Origin of the sequence: Noviherbaspirillum malthae (genome assembly GCF_015352985.1) — a bacterium.
Taxonomy (GTDB): Bacteria; Pseudomonadota; Gammaproteobacteria; order Burkholderiales; family Burkholderiaceae_D; genus Noviherbaspirillum; species Noviherbaspirillum malthae.
Map to the genome: position 1 here is coordinate 1 of NZ_JACYXF010000190.1, position 1,108 is coordinate 1,108.

2 protein-coding genes are annotated in these 1,108 nt (G+C 58.1%); both read right to left on the reverse strand.

Going from position 1 to position 1,108, the window contains the following annotated elements:
* The coding region (locus IGW03_RS37680; protein WP_267253662.1) for a transposase at positions 1 to 465 on the reverse strand (465 nt) is incomplete at its 3' end.
* A 28-nt stretch (positions 466 to 493) separates the two neighbouring features.
* Positions 494 to 1,066 carry a winged helix-turn-helix domain-containing protein gene (locus tag IGW03_RS37685; protein WP_194727490.1) on the reverse strand — a complete coding sequence of 191 codons (573 nt, stop codon included), beginning with the start codon at positions 1,064 to 1,066 and terminating at the stop codon, positions 494 to 496.
* Between the last annotated feature and the right edge of the window lie 42 nt (positions 1,067 to 1,108).

The window sequence follows — 1,108 nt, forward strand, 5'->3', positions numbered from 1 at the left end:
ACGGCGCAGCCAGAAGTGTTTGGACAAGATACCGGCGATCCGTCGCGCTGCTGCATTCGATAGACCACGCACATAGTGTAGGAAGGCAGTGACGTGCTCTTCAATCGAGCCATATTGCCAATTAGTGCTTGTCGCCTTTTTACCTTGCGCCCATAGCAGCTCCATCGGGTTCAGCTCCGGGGTGCGCTTAGGCAGCCAGACCAGACGGATGCCAAGGTGCCTTGCCAGAACTTGCGTCGACTTTGCGGTATGGCTGGTGTCGCCATCGAGCAGCATGACGACATGCCAGCCGCGATAGTGCCGACACACCTTACGCAAGAACGCCTGGAAATCTGCAGCACGCTGCCGGCGGCTGACATGGAAGATGCGATGGCCAGTACGCAAGTTCATGCAGCCGTAGACCACTCGACGTTGATTGGCCCCGCTCAGCATGACGCGGGCAGGAACGCCACGCGGTGACCACATCGCGCGCAGCGGTGGGAATTGCAGCAGATCAGTCTCGTCTTCTATCAGGATAACGCTGCGTTGTCTGAGCCTGCCCAGCGTACGTTTGATGCGCTTCTTTTTTTTCCGCCTTTTGCGGATCTGGCGCTAACACATAACGAGGGCGTTTCCATCGATATCCCATCCGATGCAGGCAACGGCGGAGTGTCATGGTGCAGCAGTCGATCCCCAGGCTCCTTCGTACCTGATCCTGTAACAAAGGCGTTGTCCAGTAGGTGGCCTCATATCCGCAGCGCCCGGGAGACACCATCATCAGGGATTGCAGCAGGGTTTCCACCCTTGCATCGGCCTGGCGCGGCCGCCCCGGACGGGCTCCATCGACGAGGGCCTGTGATGTGCCTTGCTGCTGCAACTTCACTACCCAGTTGTGGATGCTTTGCCGCGTCACGCCAAGCGACTGCGCAACCTCCTTGATGGGACGGCCGCGGCTGTATTCCAGAATCGCCAGTGTGCGCTTGTACTGGTGCGCGTCGTGGGTTTCACGCAAGGTCTGCTCAAGCTGCAGTTGCTCTTCGGCAGTTAGATGGATCCCGCTCATGGCAATGCCCTCCTGCGCACTCATGATATCCAGTATAGGTCAACATCCTTTTGTTTTCGTGCTTAG

Excerpts from the sequence above, each read along its gene's own strand:
- IGW03_RS37685 (WP_194727490.1), bottom strand. The coding sequence starts at position 1,066 with ATGAGTGCGCAGGAGGGCATTGCCATGAGCGGGATCCATCTAACTGCC.